Here is a 25,903-nt window from a genome sequence, read left to right on the forward strand (position 1 = left end):
TTTAATGTAGTTCAATGAAGCAGTCTTACTGCACTACCAAGCGCTTGGTCGTAACGTTTGCACCAGTTTTCACCTTGTAGAGGTAAGTACCGCGCGACAGGTTCCCAGCGTCGAATTTCACCTGGTGGTTGCCAGCTGCTTCCGAGCCCGAAACCAGCGTCTGCACTTTGTGACCCATCGAGCTGAACACTTCTACACTTACAGGGCCTTCTTCGGCCACGTAGTAGTTGATAGTAGTAGTACCAGAGAAAGGGTTCGGATAAGCTACCGTTTCCTGGGCTACTGCGCCCTTGGTTGCAGTGGCAGCGCTAGTGCTAGCCGCAGCGGTTGGCTGCGTCTGAGCGTTGTATTGTGGGAACGTACGGCTCACAATTACAGCGAAATCAGCGCGGGTTACGGTTTGGGCGGGCTTGAACGTAGCCTGAATAGTGGGCTGCAAGTCGAATGGACCCTGCTTTACTGTGTAGTAAGCGTTGATCAGGTTCAGCTCCAGGGCAACGCTTACGTAGCCCTCCAGGCCGGCTGGAATCTTGGAAGCGTCGTCGATGGCAACGGTCTTACCATTTACCTGCACTGTTACTGGCTTACCGTTGCGCTCCAGCGCAAACTGCTGGAAGCCTAGGCCCTGCACGAGCGAATAAGCTAGCTCGGCACGGCTAACGGTGCCAGCAGGCGAGAAAGTACCCGCTGCGGTAGGCCGCATTACGCCGTTAAACTGGTGGAAACGGTCGCGCTGGGCGGCGCCCTTGGCAGCTACAGCTTCGGTCAGCAGAATGTCGTTGGCAGTTGTTACATCAGAGAAAGTACGGGCACCGCTGGTGGGCAAATACTGACGAATGCCTTGGCCCATCAACAGATAGTCGGCTAGCTGAATGCGGGTTAGATTAGCATTGGGCTGGAAACCAGTGGCCAAACCATCTACGAGGCGACTGGTCACAGCCATTTTGATAGCAGCTTCGGCTGGGTGACCAACGATGTCAGCAAGGTTTGTGGTGCCGCTTGGCGTTAGCAGCGAGATATTGCCTGTAACGGTTTCGGGAAAAGCTATACCGCGCAAACCTTCAACGGCCACAGTCCAAGTGCCGGCGATGGGAGAAGCTACAGCTACGCCCCGGTCGGTAGTAAGCGTGAACGTAACAGGCGTGCCAGAGGTATAGCGTACGCCGTTCGGATCAATCAACACTAGGTTTGTCAGGTTACCAGTCTCACCGAGAATACCTCTGGAAGAAATCTTTACCTCTACGCTGTTAGTACCAGGGTTTACGGGGAAAGTAAGCGAATTACCCGTGGTCAGAATAGGGTTGAAGTTGATGGTAAACGGCACCGTAGTGGTTTGTGCGTTTACGCTGCTGTTGAAGCGACGAGTAGCATTCACCGTCGAGCCAAAGTTGGAAGAACGTAAAGCCTGATCGACGGCGGCAAAGGCATTTACGTAGCCAGCACCCACTTCCCACGACTCATGGCCGGGCATGTTGGTAGCAGTTTTCATCAATATTTCCTTTACCTGAGCTGGCGAGAGAGAAGGCTTAGCTTCGAGCAAAAGAGCCACAATACCTGCTACGTGAGGCGTTGCCATCGACGTACCACTCATGTGGGTGTAGAAAGGAACCTGACCGGCAGGCAGTACTTCAATGTCCTGCTGTGTACCTAAGGAAGATACCGGAGCAACAGCACGAGTAGAAACCACATCTACACCAGGAGCTACAATAGAAGGCTCATTCTTAAAAGTCCAGGTTTCACCATCAACAGTGAAAGTACCTTGCTCACCGCGTACACCACGGGACGAAAAGTCAGCTATCAGGCCGTTGCGGTCACCGGCGCCTACCGAGATAGTCCAGGGAGCAATGGCGTAGGGGTTGTGCGTATCGGCGCTAGGGCCTTCGTTACCGGCGGCAAATACCACTACCATGCCGCGGTCGTAGCACTTCTTGGTAACCACGTTTATCGGCTGATCAGGATTGAAGTCGCCACTGGTACCGAAAGAGTTGCTGATAACGCGGATGTTGTATTGGGCCTGGTGGGTAAGAGCGTAGTCGAAACCACCAATGGCGTCCAGCACGAGCAGCGCACCACCCGAGCCGTAGCCCAATAAGTTAGCGCCGGGCGCTACACCCTCATATTTGCCCCCCGACTTGGCACCATTGCCCCCCACAGTACCGGCGCAGTGCGTGCCGTGACCAGAGTTGGTATCAGTGTTCGGCACGTTTTCCAAATAAGTAACGGGCAGCATCGCATCCTGAGCGTTCAGGTTGGTAGAACCTAAGACGTTCTGTACTAGGTGCGTACCTAGCTTGATGTCGTCATGAGTACCATCAACACCACTATCGTTAATGAGAACACCAACACCTTTTCCGGATACGGGCAGGCCACCGTTGCGGGCAGTTGTCTCCTTGTCCGTGCGCAGGCGCTTTACGCCAGTCAGGTTGGTGTCGTCAAAATTGTAGTAGTCGAGCTTCTTGTTGATGTAGAGCGACCGCACTTGGGGGTTGCTTGCCAACGCATCTACTTGAGAGGCAGTTGCCAATACACCAGCTATTGGCAAGGCCCGGAAGGAAATGCCCTTGGTAATGCCTAATTGCTGGAGTAAGCTCAGCTGCGTAGGCTGCGGGGCTCCGTCGCCCTTGAAGGTGACTATTACTTGTGCAAGAGGGTTGGTCTTGAGGGCGGCCCGTAGCTCCGGATCAACGGTGGCCTGCCCAAAAGACGTGGTGACCGACAGGCCAACCAGCAGAAGGGTTGTGAGAAACTTGCCTTTCATGTAGAGGTTTTGGAATAGATGGAGAGTGGGAAAGAAGAAAGAAAACTGAGCAACTATGCAGGATAAACGCCTGCTAGAAAAACCATTAAAACAATTACAAAACCCTTTAAAGTAATCAGCAACACTTGATCATCTATATATACGTGCAGCGATTCTTAAATGGATTTCCTGCATTTAATTTATTCGCGTGGAGAACGATTTATATTATTTTAAATCTTTTTTCTCTTTGCAAAACCTTTACAAGAGTTCAGCGTAAAAGCCGCCCTTTTACATCAAAATCGCATGCATTATCGAGGCACTTTTGAATTAATTATTAGCTATTACACAGCTAAGCTCGACTATTAAACGCTGCAATTAATTGTTGAACAAGCATTTAAACGCACTATCGCTTGTACTACCTTTTGTAATCGTTACAATATTATTTACCGGACACTGGTGTAAAAAGGAAGACTAAAGTCCTTTTGTGACACACATCATTAAAAGCATTTTTACTCTGCAGTTTAATTACCAAACTGAAATACCCTCAGAAAATGAATTGGTAAGCTTTTCTAAATTCTTCCGAGCTTTTACCTACGATGCATACCCATGGATTGGATTTGAAGAAATGCAACTTTTTTGCGCTCTTTTCGGAAAAGATTAGGCTAATTTGTGACATATGATTTTATTAATATATAATAGCCTGAGCTTATATCAGAAGCAAAAAGTGTCGCCAGCGCGGCCATCATTCTTCTTCCACCAGTGAACTCTGCACGCTGGTTTAGAAGCCTGTGCACGGTTATATTTGATTATGACTCGGCAGCACAAAGCACGATTGGGAATGACATTGCTGGTCGGGTCATTGATATTACTGGGCCTCGACCGTCTGTTTCCGCTACCTTTTGCCCCCCAATACTCGCCTATCGTGCTGGCGGCTGATGGCTCGGTGCTGCACGCCTACCTCAACCCCACGCAGAAGTGGCGGATGAAGACCGAATTGCGAGAGATAACCCCCGTGTTGCGCACCGCCATTATTGAAAAGGAAGACCGTTACTTCTATTACCACTTTGGCGTCAATCCGCTGGCCATTGTCAAAGCCGCAACGCGTAATGCTTTCACGCAAGGCCGCACGACGGGAGCCAGCACCATCACGATGCAGGTGGCGCGCCTGCTGGAGCCCAAGGAGCGCACGGTAGCGAACAAACTGCTGGAAATAATGCGTGCGGTGCAGCTGGAGGCACATTACAGTAAGGATGAAATCCTGCAGCTATACCTGAACCTGATACCCTACGGTGGCAACGTAGAGGGCGTGAAATCGGCGGCGCTCCTGTACTTTCAGCAGCCCCCGGATTACCTGTCGCTGGCCCAGACGGTGACGTTGGCAATCATCCCAAACCGGCCTACGGGTTTGGTTTTGGGCAAGCACAACGCCGCTATTCTGAAGGAGCGAAATAGGTGGCTGCGGCGCTTTGGGGGGCAAAATCTGTTTTCCAAACAAGCTATTGCCGACGCATTACTGGAGCCGCTGGATGTGCAGCGTCACGCGGCGCCTGCTTTGGCGCCCCACCTGGCGCGACGACTGGTGCGGCAGTTTGCGGGTCAAGCCAGCATCAGTTCCACGTTGCAGCGCAGCAAGCAAGCCAAAGCCGAAGATTTGACGCGCAATTATGTGCGCCGCTTACACGCCTTGGGCATTACGAATGCGGCAGTGCTGGTCGTGAATAACCGCACCCGCGCCGTGGAAGCCTACGTGGGCTCGGCTGACTTCGGCGACATCAACAATCAAGGACAGAACGATGGGGTGCTGGCCGTTCGCTCGCCGGGTAGCACGCTTAAGCCTTTTTTGTATGCGCTGGCCATGGACCAAGGGCTGCTTACGCCCAAACAGTTGTTACCTGATGTACCCACCAACTTCCGCGGCTACCGCCCCGAGAACTTCGATAAGCGCTGCCACGGGGAGGTAACCGTGGAGCGAGCCTTGGCTTTTTCGCTTAATATTCCGGCGGTAAGCGTACTGGCTGAGCTAGGCGTGCCTGCCTTCACGGATAAGCTTACCCAGGCTGGCTTTCGCCGCGTGGCCCGCGATGCGCCGCATTTGGGCCTGAGCACGATTCTGGGCGGCTGCGGGGCAACGCTCGAGGAACTGACGAATCTGTATGTGACGCTGGCAAACGGCGGCCGGTATCAGGCGCTGGCGTGGACTACTTCACACGACCTCAACAATTGGCCTTACCCCCTAGCCCCCTCGCCGAAGGGAGAGGGGGAACCAGCTTTAAAAACTAGAATTCTAGAAAATGTAGTCAGATCTAAAAAGCTAGAACTAGTTCACCCTCTCCCTTCGGCGAGGGGGCTAGGGAGTGAGGTCACACCTGGGGGGCAAATTTCTTTGTTTTCCGAGTCGGCGGCCTATCTCACCACCGACATTCTCGCTCAGCTTACGCGCCCTGATTTGCCGGTGGGCTACGAAACCAGCCGGCGCCTGCCCAAGATTGCCTGGAAGACGGGCACCAGCTACGGCCGCCGCGACGCCTGGAGCATCGGCTACAACCGGGAATACACCACTGGGGTGTGGGTGGGCAACTTCAGCGGGCACGGGGCACCGGCCCTGACGGGCTCGGAGGTGGCCACTCCCCTCCTATTCGACTTGTTTAATGCGCTGGCCTACAACTCACCTAACAACTGGTTTTTGCCCCCAGCAGCTTGGATTTCCGGTTGGTGTGCGCTGAGAGCGGCCGCCCGCCGGGTGAGCATTGCCCCAATCAGCTCATCGATTATTTCCTGCCGGGCGTGTCGTCGGGGCAGCGCTGCCAGCACCAGCGCGAGGTGCTGCTGGCGGCCGATGGCGCGAGTGTGTATTGCCGGGCCTGTGCCCCGGCAGCCGGTTTTCGGCGCGAGCTGTACCCAAATTTGCCCCCCGGCGTGGCTGCTTTCCGCGAAACTCAAGGCTTGCCCTACCGACGACTGCCGCCACACAACCCCGCTTGCCAGCTTGTGCGCGGCGGGCCCGAAATGGCCCCCAGCATCATTTCACCCTTGGCGGGCACTGACTATGTGCTCAACCGGGGAGAAGGGCAGCAGCTATTACTGAGCTGCACGACCGACAGCGAAGTTCGGCAGGTGTATTGGTACGTGAATGACGAGTTTTTGCGAGCCGCGCCAGCTACGGAGCGTGTCTTTTTTCGCCCGTCGGCCGGGCCGCTAAAAATATCCTGCGCCGACGACCACGGCCGCAATACGGATATTCAAATCACGGTAACGGAGCTGTAGAGCAACGGTATTTGTGCTGTTTTCTGCGCCGTCTATTGCTCACAAAAACAGCACTTTGGAAGGGCATAAAAGAGAGGAATTATTCCCTGATTTAGAGCGAATTGCCCCACTTTATCTGACTTTCGTCTTAAATCGGATAATCCTTATTGCACTCTACTCCGTTAAGAGCATCATCAACGGTTGAGTTGTTGTGGCACGGTGCTTGTATTTACCTGCTAAGAATTTGTATAAGATTCCCAACTTAAAACATTCGTCATGAAAAAGCTCAGTTATATATCGACGCTGATTCTGCTGATCACGGTGACCTTCGGTAGCACGGTTCAGGCTCAGGAGAAAAAGCCCTGGAGCCCGCAGGCCAAGGGTGCCGTAATTGGTGGTGTAGGTGGTGCCGCTGCTGGCGCTATTATTCATAAGCGCAACCGCCCCGTGGGTGGTGTGGTAGGTGGAGTGGCCGGCGCTGGCGTGGGCTATGCCATTGGTAAGCGCACCGACAACAAACGCAAAGAAGCCGCCCGCGTAGCCGCTGCTAACCGTGCTGCCGCCAACCGGGCTGCGGCCGAACGCGCCGAGCGTGCTGCCCTGGCCCGCCGCGTAGATGCTGCTGAAAAGAAAGCTGCTGTAGCTACTGCTCCCAAGCCTCAGGCCCAGCAATACCCAATGATGGCCAATGGCTTTGCCGCTACCGCTCCGATGATGCTTGTTGGCACCGACGGTGCTCCTACTGCTTCCAACGCTGCTTACCTGCCCAACGAGTCGTATGGCGAGCGTAACACGCCGTATCCTTCTTCGGAAGTGCGCAGAAAGAGCTGGTAACCACCGAATTTTTCTACTTTCGCCGACTCTTGCCTTGTGCCGGAGCCGGCGAATTTTTGTACAGTCCTCACACTAACACTCCCCTTTTTATGAAATCCTTGCTTTGGATTTTGTCCGCTACCGTACTTCTGACGGCTTCTTGCACCAAAACCGACGAGAAAGACTCGGCCGTAAATGCGCAGACGCTGAATCAGCAGTTTATCAGTGCCTGGAACAGCAAAAATGCCATTCAGCTAGATACGCTCTTCGCCGATGATGTGCATTTTCTGCAAGGAGAAGCCCACTTTCAGGGTAAATCAGAAGTTTCTAACCGTTGGGTGCGCGAAACCATGGGCACCATTTCTAACCTGCGCACCAACGTAGTAAGCTCCGGCACCGACGCGCAAACAGCTTACGAAGCCGGCACGTACTCCGTAGATGTGGAGCCAACAACGCCGGGCGCCCCCATGGGTGAGGGCGAAGGCAACTTCATCCTGCTCTGGAAAAAGAACCCGAAAGGCAGCTGGAAACTCAGCTACGCCCAACTCGAAGGCTTGCCGGTGCGCGTGAAATAATGTAGATTGTTTCTTGCTGCATCATACATAAAAAAAGCCCCCCAGACCTGATCTGGGGGGCTTTTTTTGGCATTCGTTTTTACTACGACTCCGTTGTGCGGGCCAGATATTCTTCCCCATCCAGCACCGGTTCCATGTGCTTTGACTCTTCCTCAGTAAATAGCCGCGAGCGAATCAGGAAGCGCACGCCCAGCGGAATTTCCAGCGAGAAGCTGGCCCCGCGGCCCTTCGTGACGTCTACCGTGAGTTGGGTGTGCTGCCAGTACTCAAACTGACTGGCGCTCATGAAGAAGTCGCAGCCGTGGATGGTGCCCAGCCACACGTCGGAGCCGCCCACGCGGAACTCGCCCGCCGCAAAGCACATGGGCGAAGAGCCGTCGCAGCAGCCGCCGCTCTGGTGAAACATCAGCGGGCCGTGCTCATCGCGGAGCAAATCAATGGTAGCTTCGGCAGCAGGAGTTACGAGGACGCGGGGAGTTGGCATCAGTGATATGGTGAGTGGTGAAATTGTGAAGTGGTGAAATGGTGAGTTTGACGTTCTATCTGCGCGTTTTGCTCCTTCAGAACGTCAAACTCACCATTTCACCACTTCACAATTTCACCTTATTAAAAGAAGCCTAGTTTCTGCTGGCTATAGGATATTAGCATGTTCTTGGTCTGGCGGTAGTGGGCCAGCATCATCTTGTGGTTTTCGCGGCCAAAACCTGATGCTTTGTAGCCACCGAAGGGCGCGCCGGCGGGATAGTCGTGGTAGCAGTTTACCCACACGCGGCCGGCCTGAATGGCGCGGGGCATCTGGTAGAGCTCGTGGGCGTCGCGGCTCCAGAGGCCGGCGCCCAGGCCGTAGAGCGTGTCGTTGGCCAGGGCAATGGCTTCGTCGTTGTCCTTGAAGGTGGTAACCGACAGCACAGGGCCGAAGATTTCCTCCTGGAAGATGCGCATTTTGTTGTGGCCGCGGAAGATGGTGGGCTTGATGTAATAGCCTTCGGTCAACTCTTCATGATCATGAGCGTGGGCTTCACCGCCAACCAGCACTTCCGCGCCTTCGGCCTTGCCAATTTCGAGGTAGCTCAGAATCTTCTCGTACTGATCGTTCGAGGCCTGAGCGCCCATCATGGTGTCGGGGTCGAGGGGGTGGCCGAGCTTGATAGCTTTTACGCGCTCAATCAGGCGGGGCATGAACGCGTCGTAAATGTCTTCGTGGATGAGCAGGCGCGACGGGCAGGTGCAGATTTCGCCCTGGTTCAGCGCAAACATGGCCGCCCCTTCCAGGCATTTGTCGAGGAAATCGTCGTCGTGGTCCATCACCGATTTGCAGAAGATATTCGGCGATTTGCCCCCCAGCTCCATCGTGACCGGAATAATGTTCTCAGCGGCGTATTGCAGAATGAGGCGGCCCGTGGTGGTTTCGCCCGTGAAGGCAACTTTCTGCACACGCTTGTTGCTGGCCAGCGGCTTGCCGGCTTCCAGCCCAAAGCCATTCACTACGTTGATTACCCCGGCAGGCAGCACGTCCTGAATCAGCTCCATGAGCACCATAATGCTGGCGGGCGTCTGCTCGGCGGGCTTTACTACCACGCAGCAGCCGGCGGCCAGGGCGGGGGCAATTTTCCAGGTGGCCATCAGCAGCGGGAAGTTCCAGGGAATAATCTGGCCCACCACACCCAGCGGCTCCTGAATGACGAGGGAAAGCGTGTTTTCATTCAGCTCCGTCGCCGAGCCTTCTTCAGCCCGAATAACGCCCGCGAAATAGCGGAAGTGGTCGATGGCCAGGGGCAGGTCGGCGGCCATGGTTTCGCGGATGGCTTTGCCGTTCTCCACAGTTTCGACGGCCGCCAGGTGCTCCAGATTGGCTTCCATGATGTCGGCAATCTTGAGCAGCACGTTGCTGCGCGTGGTGGCCGAAGCTTTGCTCCAGCTTTTGAACGCCTCATGGGCCGCATCCAGGGCCAGCTCAATATCCTCTTTGGTGGAGCGGGCTACCTTACAAAAGGCCTTGCCATCGATGGGTGATGGGTTCTCAAAATACTGGCCTTTAACGGGGGCTACCCACTTGCCGCCAATAAAGTTGTCGTAGTGAGATTTGAACTGGGGGCGCGCGATGAGAGTGGTGGGATTTTCTAACGTTTCCATGCTGTGGGAGTTATGAATGAACACTTAGCCCAAGTTAGCTTTCGTTATTGCTGAAAAGTGTGTAGTATTCTCTCAGTCTTCCCGCCTATAGTCGCAAGTTTTTCTGCTCTCTAGTCCGCCCGCCATGTCCCAAGTATTTCTGCCTTCGCCCGTAGCGCTACGCCATCCCGATCAGCTCCACGCTTTGGTTGAAAACCGCACGGTGTACTCGCTGGATGCTTTTGAGCTGAACATTTTTGAGACGCGCCAAACGGCCAGCAAGGTGCCGCTCAGCATGGGCAACCTGGTGCTGACGACTATGCTGCGCGGCAAGAAAGTGATGCACCTGGCTGGCCGGCCGGCCTTCGATTACCTGCCCGGCGAATCGGTAATTGTGGGCGAGCAGCAGCTTATGGAAATCGATTTTCCCGAAGCCAGCGCCACCAATCCTACCCAGTGCCTGGCCCTGGCCATCCCCGCCGACACCATTCGCCAAACCGTAGATTTACTGAATGAGCGGCTGCCGCTGGCCGAGGAAAAAGCCCCTTGGAGCCTGGCCATGACCGAAAATGCGCATCTGACCAACACGCCCGAGCTAACGGGCACGCTGGAGCGCCTGATTCATCTTTCGCAGGAAACGCACGCCAGCAAAGACGTGCTGGCGTCTTTCACGCTTCAGGAGCTGCTTATTCGGCTGATGCAAACCCAGGCCCGCCAGCTTATTTTTCATAACTACGCCCAGCACCTCACCTCCCACCGCTTTGCCCATGTGGTGCAGTACATCAAGCGCCACCTCACGGAGCAAATTACCGTGGAAAAGCTCAGCGAGCTGGCTTGCATGAGCAAAGCCACCTTCTTCCGCCTCTTCAAGCGCGAGTTCGGCCTGACGCCGGTAGAGTATATTATTCATGAGCGCCTGGCCGAAGCCAAACGCCTGTTGCGCAACCCGCTCACCACCGTGGCCGACGTGTGCTTCCGGGCGGGTTTTAACAACACAAATTACTTTCAGTCGCTTTTCAAAAAGTACGAAGGGATAACGCCCGGCTTGTACAAGAAGCGGTGCCGATAGAAGCACGCTGGGGGCTTTTTAACATGAAATGAGTTAAGCCTACTCACAAAGCCGTCATGCAGAGGCGAAGCCGAAGCATCTCGCGTGTTTATTAAGATTAGTAACCTCACATCAGCACGCGAGATGCTTCGCTCCGCTCTGCATGACATACGCTTTGGGTAAGCGCCTTGATATTACTGCAATTGGCTGGAATCCTTCGTTAATGTCTTGTTCTTAATGGGCTGAAACCTGGTTTCGCGGGGCTGCTTTTCGCTTAAATAACGCCAGTAGCGCAGCGGAATGTGGCGCCGGTGCAGCTTCATGTTGCGGCGCTCCGGAATGTTAGCGTGGTCGAAATAGGTTTGCCAGAGCAGGCGAAACAGCGGTTCCCGTTCATCCAGCACTGTGGCTGACATGTCGGTGGAGCGCTGGGGGGCTTTTTCCTCAAACTGCACGATGTCGGTGCGGTGCAGATCGTAGTAGAGACCGTAGCCACGGCGGCGGTCAAAGATCAGCCAGCGCTGGTCGGCGTAGCGCTTGGTAAAGTGGGGTGCGATGAGCGGCAGCACATCAAAGTCAGGTTCGATAGTGGCGTGAAACAGCTCGTCCTGCGTTTTCTCGAAGCGCACAAAGGCCTCCATGCGGTGCTTTTCGCGGAACATCTGCTTGTCGATGTCGGCTACCAGGCGCACGCTGTCGTTGGTGTAGTTTTCTGAAATATCCACCCGGCCCTTCGCTTCCACCGCCAACTGCACATAGCGGCAAATGATGATTTCGCGGTCGGCGCGCTCCGATAGAAAAACGTGGTAGAGGCGCGTACGGGCCTCTTTGTCCATGTATTTCAGCAAGCCTTGCCACACGCGCGCGGCTTTTTCCTCGCTGGTAGCAATGGGCACCGTGGCTGTAAAAAGCCCCCCCTGGGCCGCGTCGGCGGGCTGAATGCTGTTGGGGGGCGTTTTGCGCTCATACATCTCCAGCAATACCGTCAGCAGGCCATCGAAAGAGCCATCGTAGGTGTAATCGTGCATAAAGCGGAATAAATGGATAGCGACACTAGCCGGCTAGTCAACCAACAGCCCGCCATGCTTCAACAGGCAAAAGCCAGATTCAGCATGACGGGCCAGTTTCGGCAGTTGCTTAGCCTTGTACGGGTTGCAGCTGGCGGGCTGCGTCGCTGAGGGCCTGGGCCAGTTCGTGCAGCTGATCGATAAAGTTGGGCGTAGCGCCATCTACTACGCTGTTGATGTGTTCGGCCAAAGTGAGAAGCTGGCTGCTGACTTGATTTGCATCACCGGTATTGATAACACCTTCCAGCTCTCTCAAATCGTCGGCGATTGTCTTGTAAGCCGGGTCGCCGCCTGTTTCCAGGAGTTCGCTCCAGCCGTTGATGTTGCCAAGCGCAGGGGTTTTACCGTTGGTAATATTCCCCTTAAGAATCTCGAGAGAAGCGTTTAGGTGAGTGGCGGCGGCAGATTGGGAAATGCTCATATATCGGTTGGGTTTAAGTGAACACTAGCCTTTCTTACTGCATCCGGTGCTCTGAGGTTAAGTAAGGAAGAAGGTTATCGTGTTTCGCTTCCTGTTATTGCCCGCCATTTTCGTGCGGATGACCGAAGAACCGCAGCAACAATTCGTTGACGGCTTCGGCATCTTCGTGCTGCACCCAGTGCGTTGATCGTTCAAAATAGGTGAGGCGACCGGCCTCACACCACGCCAGGCTTTCCTGCGCCATGTTGGGATTAAGAAAAGCATCGCGCTTGCCCCACACGATGTGTACCGGCACCCGCACGCGCCCCGGCGGATTCAGCTGCCGCATGTAGCGCGCCGCTGCCCGATACCAATTGAGCATACTGGTAATGGCGCCCGGCTGCGCCCAGGCTGCCCTATAAAGCTTTAAATCTTCGGTACTAAAAGCCCCCCGGCGGCTGGTGCCGCGCAGAGTTTGTTCGCCGAGCTGGTAGTTGTTGAAGCTGAAGGCCTTCTCAGGCAGCCAGGAGAGCTGAAAAAAGAAAATATACCAGCTCTTGCTTAGCTGCCGGATGCTGTGCCGTAGCTCCTGGGTCATCACCCGCGGGTGCGGCACATTCAGAATAGCCACCCGCGCCACCCGGGAAGGGAAATAGGCCGCCAGGTTCCAGGCTACGAGCGCGCCCCAGTCGTGGCCGACCAGGAAGGCGCGCTCGTGCCCGGCTGCGTCAATCAGCCCAATAATATCGGCCGCCAAAGCGGGCATCTTATACGCCGCAACCTGGGCAGGTTTGTCGCTGAGGTTGTAGCCGCGCTGATCCGGTGCCCACACTCGGTAGCCCGCTTCTGCCAAAGCCGGAATTTGACGTCGCCAGCTGTACCAGAACTCAGGAAAACCGTGTAGCAGTATAATCAGCGGGCCATCCAGCGGGCCACACTGCACCACGTGCAGCGTAATGCCATTGGTAGGGACGTCGTGATGTTCGAGTTCGTAGCGCACAACCCGTCTTACTACGGGCGCGGTAAGAAGTTGCCCCTCAGCTACAAACCAGTCTCACAGCCTCAGGCAGCCTCCGGGTGCGACTCGTCGCGAGCAGTGTTATTACGCACCGACTCGTGCAGCTGCCGAACAAGCGGCAATAGGTCGCTGAGCTTACAGCAGCAGGCTAGGCGGGCTACTTTGGAGGTTTTGGAGGCTTCGGAAGGAGCGGCCGACGCGTCGGCGCCGCGGTGAGAAACAGTCATGGTAGTAGTAGTTGGTCGCTAATGGTTGGTTGTATAAAGAGCCGCCGGGCGGCGTTGAGGTGGCAGAATGGAAGAGAAACTATGAGCCGCACCGCAATGACTGAAGTTGTGCTGGAGTATGTTGGTCACTGCGGCGCGGCTTAATGCTTTCTGGGGGCTTTTTCGAATACCAAAATGATACCGGACTATGCCTATACTTTTATTTATAAGTTTTAATGAGAAGTGATTTTCACGCGCTAGGAAGCCTGAGCAAAAAGATCGAGCTGCTGGGTAACAAGGGCAGAGCGCACCGCACCCGACCCGAACAGAATCTGCCGACGCAGGCTCTGCTCATCATATTCGCGGCTATCCAGCGCCTGCCCGCGGCAAGTCAGAAAGAACTTAGCGCGCTTGAGCACCACGCCAAACTTGTGCAAATGATCTAAAGTGAGCGGGGCAAAACGGCGGGCCGCCACAATGCGCTTGGCCGAGCGCGCGCCCACACCGGGCACTCGCAGAATCATCTCGTAGTCAGCGGTCTGCACATCCACCGGAAAAACGTGGCGGTTGCGCAGTGCCCAAGCCAGCTTGGGGTCAATTTCCAGATCGAGGTGCGGATGCTGAGGGTCCAGAATTTCGTCGGCCTGAAAGCCGTAGAAGCGAATCAACCAATCGGACTGATACAGGCGGTGCTCCCGAATAACAGGCGGGCGCGTGAGCTGCGGCAGGCGCGCATCATCCGTCACAGGCACGTAGCCCGAATAATACACCCGCTTCAGGCCGTAGCCTTTGTATAGCGAATCGGATAGCTGCAGAATCTGATGGTCATTTTCATCGGAGGCGCCTACTATGAGCTGGGTGCTTTGCCCCGCCGCCGCGAAAGCCGGCACCTTCTTGAATAGCGCCTTCTCCTCTTTGTTCTGCACGATACCCTGATGAATCTGCTTCATCGGGGTCAGAATTTCCTTATAGTTTTTCTCGGGGGCCAAATTCTGCAAACTCAGCTCCGAAGGCAACTCAATGTTCACGCTCAACCGGTCGGCGTACAGGCCGGCTTCCGCAATCAGTTCAGGCGAAGCGCCCGGAATAGTTTTAACATGGATGTAGCCGTTGAACTTGTGCTCCGTGCGCAGCTTTTTCACGATGCGCACCAAGCGCTCCATCGTGTAGTCCGAATCCTTAAAAATGCCGGAGCTTAAAAAAAGGCCTTCGATATAATTGCGACGATAGAAGTTCATCGTCAGGTCGACTACTTCGTCCACGGTGAAGGCCGCGCGCTTCACATCATTGCTACGCCGCGATACGCAGTAAGCGCAGTCGAAGATGCAGTAGTTGGTCAGCAGAATTTTAAGCAGCGACACGCAACGGCCGTCTTCGGTGTAACTGTGGCAGATGCCCATACCCTCGGCATTACCCAAGCCTTTGTTCTCGTTTTTGCGCTTTCCGCCACTGCTGGAGCACGACACATCGTACTTCGCGGCGTCTGCCAAAATACTTAGCTTTTCCTGAATTCGTTCGTTCATCCGAGGGCTTTTGATGGCTTAAAAATAGCAACTAGACTTCATATACACAATACTACCTTAAGCTAATTTTTTTAGGAAAGGTTTCAAAAGCACTGCTCAAAATGGCTGGTTTGTACTAGAATTTTGCCCCCCAGACTAGCAATCATCAACCTATTGCGCCTGGTGCTTTTTTGGGCTTGATTTGGGATATTATCCCCTCCTAACTTGGTTGAGAATTTCAGGTAGGCTTGAGCTTCGTACTTACCGAGTGGCGGCCGACGTTTGTATCTTGCAGGTTGCCACTTGGCTTTTGTATTGTTCCGCTTTATGCTTGCTTACCTCGTGTCTGCTTTCCAGTTGCGGCGCCGTTTTCGGTGGCGGCTGGTACTGCCGTTGGTATTCTTGGCAGGGGTGGCGCAGGCCCAAGACCCGCAGCCATCCGTGCCCGATACAGTGCTAACCCCGCTCGAAACCCGCCCCGATTCCCTGCGGCGGCGCTTCGATGAGGAGCGTATTCTCACTGGCCTGCAAGCGTATGCCAAGCGCAAGACCATTGCCGGCAAGGCGGTGGCGGCGCTGTTCAACTTTACGGCCCGCGCTGAGGAGCGGGCCGGCCTCGATGCTACCCTGCTCGACCGCCAATACAGCCAGCACAACTTTAAGATTGTGCGTAGCATCAACATTACCACCCTCGACGCCTTCGGTTATAGCATCAACAACCCCGACCGCAAGCCGCGCAACTTTCTGGAAAAAGGGGGCAATATTTTTCACATTCGCACGGCTCCTTCGCGGGTGCGGCAGCTTCTGCTGTTTCGGGTGGGCGAAGAGCTGGAGCCCCAGGAGCTTAGTGAAACTGAGCGTTTGCTGCGCCAGACGGGAGAGCTACTCGACGCGCGCGTATTTGTGAATGAGGCCACTACTACGCCCGACAGCGTAGACGTGCAGATTATTACCAAGGATGTGTTTAGCCTGAGCGGCTCGCTTCAGATTCGCGATGTGGATGCGGCCGTCATTGGGCTGAACGATGTGAACTTTATGGGGCTGGGCCACCAGTTCCGGAACCGCTACGAGTATGGCCGCGCCAGCCCCCAGCCCTGGCGCTACCGGGGCAGCTATCTGGTACCTTTCCGCAACTTCGTCAATGCGCAGGTGCGCTATCGCAACGAGTACGAAAACAAGGAAATAGGCGCCTACGTGGCCCGCGACTTTGTTTCTATTAACACCCAGTATGCCGGCGCAGTGGCGCTCGATTTCTATGATCGGCTTATTCAGCTGCCACAATTGCCCCCCATCCCTTCGGATCGCCTGGAGCGGCTGCGCTATAGCACCCGCGATATATGGCTGGGACGCGCCTTACGCCTGAAAAGCTACGATCTGGGCTATGAGAATCCGGCCCGCTTTGTCGTTTCCGGGCGCTTTCTGAATACCACCTACGGCGAGCGGCCCATTGAGGACTACGCAGACGCGAGCCTTTTTCTGGGCACTATCGGCTATAGCGTTCGGCGCTACTATAAGGACAAATATCTCTTCGGTTTCGGCCGTACCGAGGACGTACCGACGGGCACCTTACTCAGCCTTACCGCTGGCTACGAATTGAACGAGCTGGGCAATCGGCGCTACTATGGCGTGCGTGCTGCCAGTGGCCTCTATAGTGTGCGGCGGGGCTATTTATATCTGAGTGGGGAGTTCGGGACCTTTGTGCGCCAGCGCGAACGAGACTGGCAGCAAGGACTCCTGAGCACGCAGGCCCTGTATTTTACGCGCCTCTACAATACGGGCAACTATCAGTGGCGCCATTTTCTGTGGAACCGCATGGATCTGGGCTTCGACCGACGCCCAGGCGAGCAGCTTTTGTCCATTGAGGGCGAACGGGGCCTGCGCGGCTTCCGCTCCGATGGCACTCTGCGCGGCACCAGTCGCTTTGTGCTCAACTACGAGGCTACCATGTACACGCCCGTATCGTTTCTGGGCTTCCGCCTGGCCGGCGTAGCTTTCGCCGATGCTGCCTGGTTGGCCACTACTCCCGGCCGCGACTCTCCATTTCTCGACAAGCCATTCACTGGCTTCGGCCTGGGTTTGCGCTTCCGCAACGAGTACACAGCGCTGCGCACCATCCAGATTTTGTTTGGCTTCTATCCGCGGGGCCAGCTGACCAATAATGGCTACCGGATCTTCGAGAATTCGGGGCCTATTATGACTTCAGTGATTTCAACTTTACCCGTCCTGGTGTCGCACCGTATCAATAGTTTGCAGAGACGCGTATTCGCGTCTCACCGTTGAATGACCGGCCCCACGCCATGCTACTAGTTATCCTAAAATAACGTCAGCAACGATTGAGACGCGAATACGCGTCTCTACGCCGTTATTACTCCTTTTTATAGTAATGCCAATCTACCGCAGGGACTCTACGTAAGAGGCAGATACACCCGAGCGAAATTTGCCCCCCAGGCTTCTGTACCTTTGGCTTCCTACCATAACTCACCCCAAAAGCCCATCCCATGCTTGCCCTCGGCGACTATAACGAACTTGAAGTAGCCCGCGCCGTGGATTTCGGCCTGTATCTGACCTCCGACGACGGCGACTTGCTGTTGCCCATTAAGTACGTGCCTGAAGGCACTCAAATCGGTGACCGGCTGCGCGTGTTTGTGTACCGTGACTCCGAAGACCGCCTCATTGCCACCACTTTAGAGCCACTGGCACGGGTGGGTGAGTTTGCGGCCCTCACCGTTCGCGACGTTTCGTCCAACGGCGCTTTCCTGGAGTGGGGCCTCGAAAAGGACCTGTTTCTCCCCTACCGCAACCAGCGCCAGGCCTTGCGCGTGGGACAGCGCGCTACCGTATATGTTTACCTCGACGAGAACTCCGACCGTATTGTGGCCTCATCTAAATGGGAGAAATACCTGCCGCAGGCTGACTTTCCGGGCAAAGCTGGCGACCAGGTAGAGCTATTCGTCGCCCAGGATACGGACTTAGGCTACACGGTTATCGTGAATGGCGCTTACCTCGGGCTGGTGTATCACAATGAAGTATTTCGCCCTCTGCGCTTAGGCGACAAGCCTACTGGTTACGTGCGCCAGATCAGGCCCGACGGCAAGCTGGATATAAGTCTGCAGAAAGTAGGCTACGATGAAGCTTTGGACGCCACCGAAACCATTCTCACGGCCCTACGTGCCAGCGGCGGCGCCCTGCCCTTGTCCGACAAAAGTGAGCCCGACGACATTTACCGCCGCCTGGGCATGAGCAAGAAAGTATTCAAGAAAGCGCTCGGCACACTTTATAAGCGCGGCCTGGTGCAACTAGCACCCGACGAAACCCGACTACTAGGGCAGGAATAAATAGCCAAAGCAAGCCTTCATCTAATAACTTGACTCTCAACAGAAAGGACGCACGACGCGTCATTTTTGCTGCGATGTTCGTTGGCTTCATTGCCCTTAATTGGTATTTATCGTAGAAGGACCTCTGCTGCCCTTCCGTCTGCTCTCGTGCTTGCAATCACCTTATGACACCTCAAAAAACTGCTCTCATTGCCGGCGCCAGCGGCTTGGTTGGCAGCCAACTCCTTACGTTGCTGCTAGCCTCCGAGCGCTACGCCAAAGTCATTGTGATAGGTCGGCGTCCCTTGCCCCAGGTGCACCCCAAATTAGAGCAGCGCATATTCGGACTTGATGACTTGGATCAGCACCGGCTGGGTCTGATTGCCGATGATGTGTACTGCTGCCTGGGCACCACCATGCGGCAGGCGGGCTCAAAAGAGGCTTTTTATAAAGTCGACTACCTTTACGTGGTAAAGCTGGCAGCGCTTACGGCCGGTAACTTTGCGGCGCAGTTTTTAGTTGTATCAGCGATGGGGGCCGATGCAAATTCGCGCATTTACTATAATCGGGTGAAGGGTGAGATGGAGCAGGCGGTGCGGCAGACGCCTTTTCGGGCCATCCACTTTTTTCGGCCTTCTTTATTGCTGGGCAACCGCACAGAAAAGCGCTTAGGCGAGCAGATTGGAGCCGTTTTGTTGAAAGCGCTGCGGCCCTTGATGGTGGGGCCACTGCGTAAGTATCAGCCTGTTGAGGCAGTGACGGTAGCGCGGGCTATGTTGCGTGCCGCTGAGGAAGACGGCGGCGGAATACGCGTGCATTTGTCGGATGAAATTGCCGAGGCGCGCTAAAACCAATGAATGGAGATGAGTTCAGCACGGAGTTTGTGCTTTAGGGTGCCAGTTGAATTTTAACCCTAACATCTCAGTAATGAAGTTTTTGTACCGCCTTGTTTTATTACTCCTTTTAACGGCCCCGGCTGCCTACGCCCAGAAAGGCGGCTACACCACTGGTATCGGTCTGCGGGCCGGCGGATATTCTTCGGGACTCACCGTAAAGCACTTTTTGAGCGGCAAGAACAACGTGGCCTTTGAAGGCTTGCTGACCAGAGAGTACGCTGCCCGCGGCGGCCGGCTAACCCTGCTGCTGGAAAAGCACATGCCCGTAAGTGATATCAAGGGCCTACAATTTTACTATGGTGCTGGTGGCCACGTTGGTTCATACAACGGGCGCTACTACTTCACTGATAGACGCTATTATGGCCGTAAAGGCAAGGATTACTATGAAGTTTATTACGAAGAAGACCGGAATTATGTCGCCTTTGGTGCTGACTTGATTCTGGGTCTGGAGTACAAATTGCCGGATCTGCCCTTCGTGGTAGGCGTGGACTACAAGCCATTCTTCGAAGTATTTGACGGTTATACTGGTCTGTACTCGGATGCAGCCTTTAGCTTGCGCTTCGTTTTCTAAGCCAGCGAATTCGATCAAACCCAAAAAAGCCCCCAGACAATGTCTGGGGGGCTTTTTTGCGTTGGTATACCTGTTACTAGCGAATCCGGCCACGGTCACGACCATAGTGGTGGCCGTCGCGGCCGGGCTGGCGAGCATCCTGGCGATAATAGCCCGGCCGGGGCCGCACGACTACGGTGCGCTGCCGGTACGGCCGTATGATAACAGGCTGGCGCTCTACCACAACCACTCGCGCTGGACGATGGTAGTAAGGCCGTGGTCGATAACCGTAATAAGGGCGAGGCGGCGGATAATAGGCTGGTCCGCTTGCTACCACAACGCCGGGCTGGGCGGAGGCCACGCAACCCGTCAGCAGGGCTGCCGAGAAAACCAGCGCCACTAGTACCAGAGAAGATTTGATGAGCTTTTTCATAGTCTATACAATGGCGCCTTTGTTCGGCTTCCACTTGTAATTAGACACAGATTTTTGCGCTGGGTTTAATGAAACGACCCTAAAATTTCAGATCCAATTTCATCACAACAGCCTGCCAGTAAGTGCTATTATGAGCGTAGCGCACATATCAGATCTACTTTCTAAAACCTGAGCTGGGGGCTTTTTACAACGTACCAACTCCTGCTAAAACTCAGTACATGGCAATAAAAAGCGCCCGCTGCTCCTTGGAGCAGCGGGCGCTTGCATTACTTCTCAAACGTCAAAAACTCGACTACTTTTTTCCGTATTCGGTGTTCAGGCGCTTTAATACCGGAGCCGTTACGTCGAGGTCTTTGCGGCTGTAGGCAATAGAGCCGCCAGGCTGTGCAATGAGAATAAACTGGTAGCCGTTCTCTTTGCCATACTGCTCAATCAGCTTATTTACGCGGGTTAGTACCTGCTGGCTCATTTTGGCTTCTTCCTCAGCCGCCTGGCGCTGTAGCTTTTGCTGCTCTTGGCCCACCTTCTGCTCCTGCTGCTGCAATTGCTGCTCGGTAGCGGCCCGTTGCTCAGGCGTGAGGCTGGCAGCTTGGGTCTGATATTTCTGCACGGCCGACTGGAAGTTGGTTATCAGCGTTTTGTTCTGCTGCTCCCAACCTTTGGCCTTCGCCTCGAAGTTGCGGCGCGCGACCTGCATCCCTTTGTAGCCATCCAGCAATTTGCTTGACTCTACATAACCGATTTTGACGGGCTCAAGAGCCGCAGCTACTGATGCGGGCCCTGCGGCATCTGTTGTGTCCTCAGGGGCGGTGCCAGCGCTGTCAGCGGCAGTAGTGATGGCCGCAGTTTTGGCCACGGCGGGCACGCTGGCTGGCTTCTGGGCAAAGTGCAGGTAAAATAATACGGCCACGGCAACAACCAGAACCGCATTGATGGCTAAAAGCAAGGAATTCGTCTTCATTCAAAAAAATAGTAGCGGCCGACACCTCGCCGGGTCCCCAAAGAAACGCAGAAACCGGCAGGATCAGAAATTGAGGCCAACGGCCGGCTTTACAGCGCTTGGTTGACGCTGCATTCTGCCCCGTAAATAATCCTATATCTGATCGTCGTCCTCCTCCTTCGCTCTGGGGGCATTTCTAACAGATGAGGCCAGTGCTCCGTGCGGCCGGGGGGCAAATTATCGGGCCAGGCAATGTGCACCAGCGCGTCGCCCTGATTCACGACCGGCATATGATTTAAGCCAATAACGTAGCCGGCCGTGGGCGTTTCGAGCCGCACGGTGCCTTCGCCATACGGGTCGGCCACGCTGCCGTATACCTGCCCTTTTTCCAAAAACTGCCCATTTTGCACATGACTGCGAAAAAGGCCCGCGAACTTCGCCCGCAGCCACGTATGCCGCCGACACACAATGCTCGGCTGGGCGGCTGCCGTAGCTTCAGCCAGCATTCCTAGTTGGTGTAAAACGCGAAATGTGCCGGCCATAGCCAACTCAATGCCGGCTTCATCGAGGCGCAGCGATTCGCCGGTTTCGTACACTATAATGCGGCGGCCCTGCTGCATAGCCGCCTCGCGCAGTGAGCCGGGTCGCAACGACGCGTGCAAAGTAAACGGCGCCGCAAAAGCGGCAGCTAATGCATCGGTCTGGTCGTCTTCGCCCAACAGACAGCGCACCTGAGGCATATTGGCCCGAGCCGCGCCACCCGTATGAAAATCGATGCCGTAGTCGATCAGGGGCATGATTTCGCGCATAAAGCGGTGGGCAACTCTGCTGGCCAACGATCCGCGCGGGTTGCCCGGAAAGCTGCGGTTCACATCTTTGCCATCGGGCACCTCCCGCGAGAAATTGAGGAAGCCGTAGATGTTGAGAATAGGAATGGCAATGATAGTACCGCGCAAGGGCTGCAACAAATCGCGGCGCACCAGCCTCCGAATCGTTTCGATACCATTCACTTCGTCGCCGTGCATCCCGGCCATCAGCAGCACCGTCGGTCCCGGCTCCTGCGCCCGATACACGTACACAGGCACATCAATAACGGTGCGGGAAGGCAAACGCGAAATCACCAACCGCGTCAGCACCCGTTCGCCCGGCCTGATAACCAAGCCGTTAATCAGCATGTCGGTGGGGCCGTAGGTGTGGGGCAAAGGCTGAGGTGTTAAGAGTGAAAGGAAAATAGCTGCATTTCAACCCGGTTAGCCAACTACATCAGGCTGGGTATCAGGCTGGGGGCTTTTCTGGTCGTTTTCTTCGCGGAATCCTTGCGCTTGCTATGCACCAGCGCCGCCGTGTACTCAATGATTTTGCCGGCAATATCCAGGCCCGTGGCCTTCTCAATACCTTCCAGCCCCGGCGATGAGTTCACCTCCAGCACTAGCGGGCCGCGCTTGCTTTGCAGCATATCAACGCCGGCAATGCCCAGCCCCAGCGCTTTGGTAGCCAGCAAAGCAGCCGCTTTTTCGGCACGGCTCAGCTTCACCAGCTTGCCCGAGCCGCCCCGGTGCAGGTTAGAGCGAAACTCGCCTTCCTTGCCCTGGCGCTTCATGGCACCCACTACTTCGCCGTTCACCACAAAGGCTCGCAAATCGGCGCCTTTGCTCTCGGCAATAAACTCCTGCACAATGATGCGGGCTTTGAGGTTATGAAAGGCCTCTATTACCGATTGGGCAGCTTTTTCAGTCTCGGCCAGTACTACGCCCAGGCCTTGCGTACCTTCCAGAAGCTTGATGATAACCGGGGCGCCTCCCACCTGCTTGATCATTTCGGGCACATCGTCGGAGTAGTTCGTAAAGGCAGTTTTGGGCATCCCCACTCCGGCCCGCGACAGAATCTGCATGGAGCGCAGCTTATCCCGTGAGCGTACAATAGCCTGGCTATCAATGGCGGCTCGCACTTTCATCATCTCAAATTGCCGTACCACGGCCGTACCGTAGAACGTAACCGAGGCGCCGATGCGCGGGATGATGGCGTCGAAATCCGTCAGCTTTTTGCCTTCGTAAATAATACCCGGCTGGCCTTTCTCCAGCACCAGGTTGCAATGCAGATGGTCGACGACCACCGCCTCGTAGCCGCGCAGCGTGGCTGCTTCGACAAGGCGCATGGTGGAGTACAGCCTCGGCTCGCGCGAGAGAATGGCCAGTTTCATTGGAAAGAGTAGGTCAGAGGTAAATGGGGAGCGGCGGCAGGAAAACAGGGAAAAGCCTAATCAACTTAGGGCCGCGGATGTTTAGCTACGGCCTGACTTTTATACGACAAATGTAGGCGAGCCACATCAACTACCAGTTGTGCTTGACGCAATAACACCCGCCCGATGAGTACGGGGTAGCGCATATCGGAGCGGTCAGACAGGGAAAACTCGGCGGGAATATCTTCGCCAAATAACTGAATAACTGTCTGAATAACATAGCGTTCCTGCACTTCCCCATTCGAGCTTTTGATGTCACGCAGGGAGAAGTCGGCGAACTGTAGCGGCCGGCCATTAAAATTTGGATGTGAGGGGTCGAGCAGCTGCACGCAGAGCAGTTGGCGGCCGTCGGGCAGGGTTTCGATGTGAATATTGGAGCAGTGAATGGCGCCCGTATAGGCTCCCGTATCTACCTTGGCCTCTACCCCACGCAATTTGAATTGCGGGAAATCAACCAGCTCTCTTCGCCCCACTACTCGTTTTGCAACCCGCTTTTTTATCATGGTAAAGGCAATATAAGGGAAGCAACTGGTTAGAAGCCAAAGCTTCCCGATTCGGCACCCGGATGGCTTACCTAAGGATAGCGCTTAATTCATTCCCTTCAGAGTAAATTATAGAACTGGGGGCTTTTTTATCTGCGCCAGCCCAGCAGGTGAAGTTGGGGGGCTTTTTAGCTTAAACTCTTAACTCATCCTGCCGTTCCCACAAAACGCGCGTTCACCTTACCCGCATCTGTTATCAACTTTCCTATGCATAATCACTCTTCCAGCGGCTTATGGCGCTCCCAAGCCCAATCATTCGGCCGCATCTTGCTGTATCAAGGTGACATTACTACCCTTAATACCGACGCGATTGTAAATGCCGCCAACTCCTCCCTGCTCGGTGGGGGCGGCGTTGATGGGGCTATTCACCGTGCCGGCGGCCCTCAAATTCTGGAGGAATGCCGCCGCTTACGAGCCGGTCACTACGGCAAAGGCTTACGAACAGGGGAAGCCGTGATTACCACGGGTGGCCGCTTACCTGCTCAGCATGTTATTCATACCGTGGGGCCAGTTTGGAACGGTGGGCACTAGCAGGAGCCGGAGCTATTGGCCAACTGCTACCGCAACAGCCTTACTATTGCCGCTCAGCATAACCTGACGAGCATCGCTTTTCCGGGCATAAGCACCGGAATTTATGGGTATCCCAAACCCGAAGCCACTACGATTGCTGTGCGCGAGGTACTAGCCTTTCTGGAAACTCATGAGCAGCCAGCTGAGGTTGTATTCGTGGTATTCGATGGGGAAACCAAGCGCCTGTACGAGCAAGAACTAACGGCTAAGACGTCGGCGCAATAAGTTCGGGGTGACGACGCAGGTACGCGGCTACGTCGTAGATAAGGCCCGCGTGGCCCGTGTCGAGGAGCACGGTGCGCGCCTGCTGCAACGAGCCGATAAAGCGTTGCAAACCAGCGTGCGGTATTACGCGGTCGTGTTTTCCCAGAAAAAAGGTAACCTCCACGTTATGCTCGTTCAGAATACGAGCCAGGTCTTTCAAGCTGAATACCAGCAGCCGAAAGCCAACCCAGCTTCGATACACGCGCAGACGCTTTTCCCGGCTTTCGAGCTGCCATTCGGCAAAGCGTATCAGGTTGGTATCCACTACGCGGCGCTCCCCCAGCGCATTGAGAAAGCGTAGCAGCCGCTGCGGGCGCAGCACCGCCCGGCCCAGCACCCCGCGCATCCAAGGCGGGTAAGTAGCCAGCGAGTACCAGAACTGACGCTGCAGGCCATCGGGCGCGATAAGCCAGATTTTCTCCACCCGACCAGGGAAATGCTCAACGGCAGTAAGTGCAAATTTGGCCCCCATGCTGAAAGCGAGCAGACTAAACTGGTCTATGCTTTTCTCAGCCAGAAACTGCTCCAGTAGTTCGCCAAGGCGCTTTTTGGTTAACGGAGCATCAGCTTTGGCAAGCCGGCTATTGCCATGATAAAACAGATCGAACGAGTAGATGGTAGCCCTATCGCCCAGCACGGCGGCTATGCTACGCCAATGGCCTTCGCTTTGCCCATAGCCGTGGAAAGCCAGCACCACTCGCGGGCCGGTGCCATAGGTCCGATAATGTAAAGTTGTTTTCAATGGCGAATGCTAGCTACGGCCGTTCTAAGTCATCATGTGCCCGGCCTGTAGAGACGCATACTGGCGTCCGATCGTTACGGTTATTGTTTTGATGGCGCAGTACCGGTCGTTCAACGACAAGACGCGAGTACGCGTCTCTACAGCCGCGAAACGCCCCCCGACACCACAAACTTCATCACCTCGCTGCTGGGCAGCTCCAGAAAAGTGACGTTCTCCTTGGGCACTAAGAATAGCTCGCCGGAAAAGTTGTAGGAGTGTGGGCAGTAAACGGCTACCAAGTCGGGGCGGTTGGCGGGCTCCATATTCTCCTGCGTCACAAACCCCATTTTGAAAATCTTGGCTTCCGGGTTAACGCACATGACGACGGGGCAGTTAAACTTCTGATTATCGCCCACAAATGCATCAAACAGATCTTTGAGGCTAGAGTAAATAATGCTCACCAGAGGCGTGCGGTGCAGCACTCGCTCAGCGATAATGAGGAAGGGCCGCACCATAAACGACTTGGCAATGAAGCCCACAACCGTGAGAAGCACTATAGCCGTCAGCAAGCCAATACCGGGGGGCACATTGTCCATGCGAAACAAGCCATCGAGCCAGCGGATAGTAGCAAACAGAATGTAGATGGTGAGGCCAACCGGCGCCACAATCAGGAAGCCGTTCAGGAAGTAGTTGAAGAGTTTGCGCATACGGCA

At 55.2% G+C, this 25,903-nt stretch carries 24 protein-coding genes and 1 pseudogene; 10 read left to right on the top strand and 15 right to left on the bottom strand.

Annotation, left to right across the window (positions count from 1 at the left end; genetic code table 11):
• Positions 1-25: 25 nt before the first annotated feature.
• Positions 26-2,758 carry a S8/S53 family peptidase gene (locus H9L05_RS03015; RefSeq protein WP_187732975.1) on the bottom strand — a complete coding sequence of 911 codons (2,733 nt, stop codon included), beginning with the start codon at positions 2,756-2,758 and terminating at the stop codon, positions 26-28.
• Between the two features lie 817 nt (positions 2,759-3,575).
• On the opposite strand from H9L05_RS03015, the gene pbpC reads away from it, so the two are divergent.
• The 4 genes from pbpC to H9L05_RS03035 all read left to right on the top strand — a co-directional run bounded on the left by pbpC (position 3,576) and on the right by H9L05_RS03035 (position 7,368).
• On the top strand, positions 3,576-5,822 hold the full coding sequence (gene pbpC / locus H9L05_RS03020) for a penicillin-binding protein 1C (RefSeq protein ID WP_223284698.1): 2,247 nt from the start codon (positions 3,576-3,578) through the stop codon (positions 5,820-5,822).
• Positions 5,768-6,001, top strand: coding sequence for a hypothetical protein (locus H9L05_RS03025; protein WP_187732977.1), 234 nt, complete (start codon positions 5,768-5,770; stop codon positions 5,999-6,001). Before pbpC ends, H9L05_RS03025 begins: the two co-directional genes overlap by 55 nt.
• 255 nt (positions 6,002-6,256) lie before the next feature.
• Positions 6,257-6,814, top strand: coding sequence for a YMGG-like glycine zipper-containing protein (locus H9L05_RS03030; RefSeq protein WP_187732978.1), 558 nt, complete (start codon positions 6,257-6,259; stop codon positions 6,812-6,814).
• Positions 6,815-6,903: 89 nt separating this feature from the next.
• Positions 6,904-7,368 carry a YybH family protein gene (locus tag H9L05_RS03035; RefSeq protein ID WP_187732979.1) on the top strand — a complete coding sequence of 155 codons (465 nt, stop codon included), beginning with the start codon at positions 6,904-6,906 and terminating at the stop codon, positions 7,366-7,368.
• Positions 7,369-7,450: 82 nt separating this feature from the next.
• Here H9L05_RS03035 and H9L05_RS03040 read toward each other — a convergent pair whose 3' ends face one another.
• Together H9L05_RS03040 and H9L05_RS03045 are read right to left on the bottom strand one after the other, a co-directional pair.
• Positions 7,451-7,852 carry a DUF779 domain-containing protein gene (locus H9L05_RS03040; protein ID WP_187732980.1) on the bottom strand — a complete coding sequence of 134 codons (402 nt, stop codon included), beginning with the start codon at positions 7,850-7,852 and terminating at the stop codon, positions 7,451-7,453.
• Positions 7,853-7,974: 122 nt separating this feature from the next.
• Positions 7,975-9,501, bottom strand: coding sequence for an aldehyde dehydrogenase family protein (locus tag H9L05_RS03045; RefSeq protein ID WP_187732981.1), 1,527 nt, complete (start codon positions 9,499-9,501; stop codon positions 7,975-7,977).
• 124 nt (positions 9,502-9,625) lie between these two features.
• On the opposite strand from H9L05_RS03045, the gene H9L05_RS03050 reads away from it, so the two are divergent.
• Positions 9,626-10,549 carry a helix-turn-helix transcriptional regulator gene (locus tag H9L05_RS03050; protein ID WP_187732982.1) on the top strand — a complete coding sequence of 308 codons (924 nt, stop codon included), beginning with the start codon at positions 9,626-9,628 and terminating at the stop codon, positions 10,547-10,549.
• A gap of 173 nt (positions 10,550-10,722) precedes the next feature.
• Here H9L05_RS03050 and H9L05_RS03055 read toward each other — a convergent pair whose 3' ends face one another.
• From H9L05_RS03055 to H9L05_RS03075, 5 genes are all read right to left on the bottom strand, one after another.
• Complete coding sequence (locus H9L05_RS03055) at positions 10,723-11,556, bottom strand: TIGR03915 family putative DNA repair protein (protein WP_187732983.1); 834 nt, start codon at positions 11,554-11,556, stop codon at positions 10,723-10,725.
• Positions 11,557-11,665: 109 nt separating this feature from the next.
• Positions 11,666-12,016: a hypothetical protein gene (locus H9L05_RS03060; RefSeq protein WP_187732984.1), complete on the bottom strand. Its 351-nt coding sequence runs from the start codon at positions 12,014-12,016 to the stop codon at positions 11,666-11,668.
• Positions 12,017-12,110: 94 nt separating this feature from the next.
• Positions 12,111-12,995: an alpha/beta fold hydrolase gene (locus H9L05_RS03065; protein WP_187732985.1), complete on the bottom strand. Its 885-nt coding sequence runs from the start codon at positions 12,993-12,995 to the stop codon at positions 12,111-12,113.
• A gap of 62 nt (positions 12,996-13,057) precedes the next feature.
• Entirely contained in the window at positions 13,058-13,240 is a 183-nt protein-coding gene (locus tag H9L05_RS03070) for a hypothetical protein (protein WP_187732986.1), read from the bottom strand.
• Positions 13,241-13,476: 236 nt separating this feature from the next.
• Positions 13,477-14,742, bottom strand: coding sequence for a putative DNA modification/repair radical SAM protein (locus H9L05_RS03075; RefSeq protein ID WP_187310564.1), 1,266 nt, complete (start codon positions 14,740-14,742; stop codon positions 13,477-13,479).
• Between the two features lie 306 nt (positions 14,743-15,048).
• On the opposite strand from H9L05_RS03075, the gene H9L05_RS03080 reads away from it, so the two are divergent.
• The 4 genes from H9L05_RS03080 to H9L05_RS03095 all read left to right on the top strand — a co-directional run bounded on the left by H9L05_RS03080 (position 15,049) and on the right by H9L05_RS03095 (position 19,502).
• Positions 15,049-17,001: a BamA/TamA family outer membrane protein gene (locus tag H9L05_RS03080; protein WP_187732987.1), complete on the top strand. Its 1,953-nt coding sequence runs from the start codon at positions 15,049-15,051 to the stop codon at positions 16,999-17,001.
• Between the two features lie 218 nt (positions 17,002-17,219).
• Positions 17,220-18,056, top strand: a complete 837-nt coding sequence (locus tag H9L05_RS03085; protein WP_187732988.1) for a CvfB family protein — start codon at positions 17,220-17,222, stop codon at positions 18,054-18,056.
• A gap of 164 nt (positions 18,057-18,220) precedes the next feature.
• Positions 18,221-18,883: an NAD-dependent epimerase/dehydratase family protein gene (locus H9L05_RS03090; RefSeq protein ID WP_187732989.1), complete on the top strand. Its 663-nt coding sequence runs from the start codon at positions 18,221-18,223 to the stop codon at positions 18,881-18,883.
• Positions 18,884-18,962: 79 nt separating this feature from the next.
• Positions 18,963-19,502 carry a hypothetical protein gene (locus H9L05_RS03095; protein WP_187732990.1) on the top strand — a complete coding sequence of 180 codons (540 nt, stop codon included), beginning with the start codon at positions 18,963-18,965 and terminating at the stop codon, positions 19,500-19,502.
• Positions 19,503-19,578: 76 nt separating this feature from the next.
• Here H9L05_RS03095 and H9L05_RS03100 read toward each other — a convergent pair whose 3' ends face one another.
• The 5 genes from H9L05_RS03100 to H9L05_RS03120 form a co-directional block, all read right to left on the bottom strand.
• Positions 19,579-19,914: a hypothetical protein gene (locus H9L05_RS03100; RefSeq protein WP_187732991.1), complete on the bottom strand. Its 336-nt coding sequence runs from the start codon at positions 19,912-19,914 to the stop codon at positions 19,579-19,581.
• Positions 19,915-20,206: 292 nt separating this feature from the next.
• Positions 20,207-20,875: an OmpH family outer membrane protein gene (locus H9L05_RS03105; RefSeq protein ID WP_187732992.1), complete on the bottom strand. Its 669-nt coding sequence runs from the start codon at positions 20,873-20,875 to the stop codon at positions 20,207-20,209.
• Between the two features lie 89 nt (positions 20,876-20,964).
• A complete protein-coding gene (locus H9L05_RS03110) occupies positions 20,965-22,056 on the bottom strand; it encodes a succinylglutamate desuccinylase/aspartoacylase family protein (RefSeq protein ID WP_317175087.1) in 1,092 nt (363 codons plus the stop codon).
• Between the two features lie 56 nt (positions 22,057-22,112).
• Complete coding sequence (rimK, locus tag H9L05_RS03115; protein ID WP_187732993.1) at positions 22,113-23,054, bottom strand: 30S ribosomal protein S6--L-glutamate ligase; 942 nt, start codon at positions 23,052-23,054, stop codon at positions 22,113-22,115.
• Positions 23,055-23,119: 65 nt separating this feature from the next.
• Positions 23,120-23,596, bottom strand: coding sequence for an ATP-dependent zinc protease family protein (locus tag H9L05_RS03120; RefSeq protein WP_187732994.1), 477 nt, complete (start codon positions 23,594-23,596; stop codon positions 23,120-23,122).
• Between the two features lie 246 nt (positions 23,597-23,842).
• On the opposite strand from H9L05_RS03120, the pseudogene H9L05_RS03125 reads away from it, so the two are divergent.
• Positions 23,843-24,430: pseudogene (locus tag H9L05_RS03125) on the top strand (O-acetyl-ADP-ribose deacetylase).
• On the opposite strand, the gene H9L05_RS03130 reads toward H9L05_RS03125, so the two are convergent.
• Together H9L05_RS03130 and H9L05_RS03135 are read right to left on the bottom strand one after the other, a co-directional pair.
• Entirely contained in the window at positions 24,411-25,211 is an 801-nt protein-coding gene (locus tag H9L05_RS03130) for an alpha/beta fold hydrolase (protein WP_187732995.1), read from the bottom strand. The pseudogene H9L05_RS03125 and the gene H9L05_RS03130 overlap by 20 nt on opposite strands.
• 137 nt (positions 25,212-25,348) lie before the next feature.
• On the bottom strand, positions 25,349-25,897 hold the full coding sequence (locus H9L05_RS03135) for a DUF502 domain-containing protein (protein ID WP_187732996.1): 549 nt from the start codon (positions 25,895-25,897) through the stop codon (positions 25,349-25,351).
• Between the last annotated feature and the right edge of the window lie 6 nt (positions 25,898-25,903).

This window comes from Hymenobacter qilianensis (genome assembly GCF_014489555.1).
GTDB lineage: Bacteria > Bacteroidota > Bacteroidia > Cytophagales > Hymenobacteraceae > Hymenobacter > Hymenobacter qilianensis.